The organism is Psychroflexus aestuariivivens (genome assembly GCF_004010055.1).
Lineage (GTDB): Bacteria > Bacteroidota > Bacteroidia > Flavobacteriales > Flavobacteriaceae > Psychroflexus > Psychroflexus aestuariivivens.
Window position 1 is genome coordinate 1 of the sequence record NZ_RQVT01000042.1, and the last position, 3,527, is coordinate 3,527.

Genomic DNA, 3,527 nt, shown 5'->3' on the forward strand with positions numbered 1-3,527 from the left:
AGATTTTTAAATTTTACTATTTATCTTTTTTATTGGAAATCGTCAAATTTAAAAATTTGGCGATTTTCCAAATACGCCTTAACTTTGTTTAATCAACTAATTAGCTATGAGCTATATACGTTGTTGTGTGTAGTTATTTTCGCTAATTTCCATCAAAGAGTTTTTCATCTAATCGAGAAAACACACTACCCATTCTACGATATTTCATTCTTTTTCCATTAACACATAAAATGTACATTCCATTTCCTTTTTGCTCAGATATTCTAATTAAGGTTACATTTTCTAAATTCACATCATTCTCGACGGATACGTGCTTTTTCAAATCATCGGTTGTTGCGTCAAATTTCTTAAGCCACCTTAAAACTTTTTTTTCGCTTTTGGGTTCTTCGAAATTAGCAGGTAAATCACAATCATTTTTTTCTTCAGAGTTTTGGCTAATCGCAAATGACGACACCAACAATAATAAATTTAGGATAACTACTTTTCTCATTTTATTTGTTTTTGATTATTAAATACTTCTATACTCCTTTACAATTTTGTCTATTTTTTCAATATTGTATTTGTCTGGATTAATATCTTTTAAGTGATTGAACAATTGATTAGCAGAACTACTAATCAGATATTTCTTTTCAAATTCCGTACTGTCAGAATTGTAATTTAATTTTGCAAAATCCTTTTCAAATTCATTAAATGAGTTTTCTTGCAAAAGGGCATAACCAAGAAACTTGGAACTGTACTCATAGATGAAATGGTTATTGCCATTATTTTTTAGTTCGCCAAGCAAACACTCCCAAACGATTAAAGAACCAAGCTGATTTTTAAGTCCACTTTTCTTAAACTCTAAAAACTCTAATAATTCTCTTGAATTCCAAAGCTCTCTGTAACCGTAATTCTTTAATTGATATTCATATATATTGATTTCTTTTTCAATTGATATGAATTTTACCAAATATCCATCAGTATTTTTCTTTAAAATTCTGACAGGCAAATATCTGCTTTTGAAAGGGTCATAAAGTTCAATATATTGATTAGTTTCAAATTCTTTCATAGGTTTGTTTTAATTACACACAACGTATCGCGCATAACGAAAGTGGCGACTTAAAATGCGCAAGTTTTTCGGTTAAATTTTTTACTTTCTAAAAATACCCAAAACTCTCGTTTCAGTACCAAATCTCGCCATTTTTGTTATGCGCTGTTATGCCTAGTTATTCTACGTCATCTAAATCTAAATTTACTTCTTTCTCATGTTCCACTTTTTCTTTATTTTGAATTTCTTCTAGTGAAAATTCTTGATTAAATAATTCAAAATAAGCTGATTTAAATTCCTTAGTTTTTCTGAATACTTTAAAAAGTGGCCAATTTTCATATGCACCTTTATTTAAAAGCTCATCATCTGCACCAATCTTAATCATCAGTTGTTTTGCTTTTTCAAATTCATCTAGCAAAACTAATTTTGCTAGTTTAAATTCATTACCAATTGACCAATCTTCATTATCAATTATGTTATTGCATTCATCTTTTTTGTCAAGTAATTTATACGCAATTGCTTTATTTATTACAATAAATTTTCTAAGCTGCTCTGATGAGAACTTTTTAATCGTATTTGTGCAAAAATCAGAAATTGTAACGGCTAGAGAATATTCACTATCCACAAGCAAGTCATAAATAATTTGATTAAGGTGTTCATCAGCACGAGTCCTATCTTCCGGTAAAAATTTTCTCCATAATACATGTGTTAATTTTACAGCCATTTCAAAGAGAACCCTATAAGAATTTTCACAATATCCTGGTTCTGCTCTGAGTTCATCGTTTAAAGATGATTTGCAGTCTTTAAACTTCCATTTATTGTTTATGTCAAGATATTGTCTAGTTACAATTCCATTAGTATGAACAAAAAGATTTCGTCTTTGAGTTAATTCAACAAAATCTTTTAATACAGGTAAGCCTTTAGTTAAATAAAATTCATTTTTTGTTACTTTTGAAATCCTTTTTTCAAGAACTTTTAATTGTTCTAAATGTTCTTCACGAAGAAGAGAATCAACTTCTTTATCAACTATGTGAAGTTTTAAATCTTCAATAGAATCAAAATTAAAAAGATCACTTGGATTTAGCTCTTTTTCACTTGACCTAATTAGATTTGGATTTATATCATAAATTATTCTCACCAACTCTCCAAGAAAAGCATCGTATTGACTGATAATTGAAACAATAAAATTTCTAGGAATAATTTTTTTCGCAATGTCTGCTCTGTTTAAATGTTTATGTATTTTTGGGAACTCATCAATTTCATCTTCAGTAACTTTATATCTAACAATTTCGTTTCCATCTTCATCAATTTCTTCACTCGTAGTTGATATTCTCTCAAGCTTTTTAATCAATTCTTTATGCTTAATTGACAACATTACTATTTGAATGGGAAGTGTATCATTAAGAGCTGACAATTCTTCAAGAAATCTATCTAAATTTGTTTCGAGTAAATCAGAAAATGAAGCTTCTTCAATAGTCATAATTTCATTATTCTCTTGATTATTATTTTTTGACATAATTTTTGGTTATAATTAGGCATAACGGTTCTCTAGTATGGCAAGTAGCGTGCAAACACAAACTTACCATTCAGTTTTTCTTTAATTTTCATAAATATACCAAACCTTTGTATTTAGCTCATAAAAGCTATTTGCTATACTAGATGTTGGCAACTGGCTTTTGAATTTTCCTTTTAGTCAGGATTTTTATCTTTTCTGTGGTTTTCAAACATTTCGACAGCAGCTTTTAAAAACCCAAACATTCCTAAACCTAATACGATAAACCCAATAGATAAGTCATTTAATATTCCATCAAAAGAATTTAAATAGCTAACTAATCCTAATATAATGAACAAAAAAATTGTTATAGCCATTACGGAAATGACAATTTTTCCCTTTTTTGGGTTTTCCCAAATATCTTTTGAAAATTTATTTTGTGTCTTTGTAGTATCTTGCAATGAAGAAAAGCTTACTGCAAGTCCCATAAAGATTAATCCAGTATTTAGTTTAAGGAAAATCAAATTTGTATTATCTTTTAGGTTTTCTATTCCAGAAAGATATGGACTCAACGCATAGTAAAATGCAATAAGCATTAACGGATATTGAAGATAACTTATGTAATGAAATATTGCTTTTAAATTCATTATGTGTATTTAATTAAAAACTTTTCTTGAATCAAGTTCCGTTTTTATTTTTTTAATGTTCCCGAATTGCAATGGAAGAATAGCAATCAAAGAAATTCCAACTGCAATTAATGCGATAAATATTGATTTATTTTCTATCGTTATTAGACCGTAAATACTTACTGCAAATAACACTAACAAACTTCCAATTAATACTCCAGTTAATGCTTTAATAGTTTTTAATTCTGATTGTAATTTTTCAGTCGACTTATTATTTAAATCTTTTTTTTTCATTTTGTTTTTATTTTCAGCTTGTTGCCAACGGATTCGTGTATGCGCAGTAGCGCGCAAAAACTCAAAAACTTTTCAATTCAGTTTCAAA

Annotated in this window: 5 protein-coding genes; all 5 read right to left on the reverse strand. The window is 28.2% G+C overall.

Annotation, left to right across the window (positions count from 1 at the left end; genetic code table 11):
* Window positions 1-142: 142 nt before the first annotated feature.
* The 5 genes from EIG86_RS07270 to EIG86_RS07290 all read right to left on the reverse strand — a co-directional run bounded on the left by EIG86_RS07270 (window position 143) and on the right by EIG86_RS07290 (window position 3,496).
* Window positions 143-490, reverse strand: coding sequence for a hypothetical protein (locus EIG86_RS07270; protein WP_127845507.1), 348 nt, complete (start codon window positions 488-490; stop codon window positions 143-145).
* A gap of 18 nt (window positions 491-508) precedes the next feature.
* Window positions 509-1,048: a hypothetical protein gene (locus tag EIG86_RS07275; protein WP_127845508.1), complete on the reverse strand. Its 540-nt coding sequence runs from the start codon at window positions 1,046-1,048 to the stop codon at window positions 509-511.
* A 157-nt stretch (window positions 1,049-1,205) separates the two neighbouring features.
* Window positions 1,206-2,543, reverse strand: coding sequence for a hypothetical protein (locus tag EIG86_RS07280; protein ID WP_127845509.1), 1,338 nt, complete (start codon window positions 2,541-2,543; stop codon window positions 1,206-1,208).
* Window positions 2,544-2,716: 173 nt separating this feature from the next.
* The gene (locus tag EIG86_RS07285; RefSeq protein ID WP_127845510.1) at window positions 2,717-3,166 is read right to left on the reverse strand and encodes a hypothetical protein; all 450 of its coding nucleotides are present in this window, start codon (window positions 3,164-3,166) and stop codon (window positions 2,717-2,719) included.
* Window positions 3,167-3,175: 9 nt separating this feature from the next.
* A complete protein-coding gene (locus EIG86_RS07290) occupies window positions 3,176-3,496 on the reverse strand; it encodes a hypothetical protein (protein WP_127845511.1) in 321 nt (106 codons plus the stop codon).
* Between the last annotated feature and the right edge of the window lie 31 nt (window positions 3,497-3,527).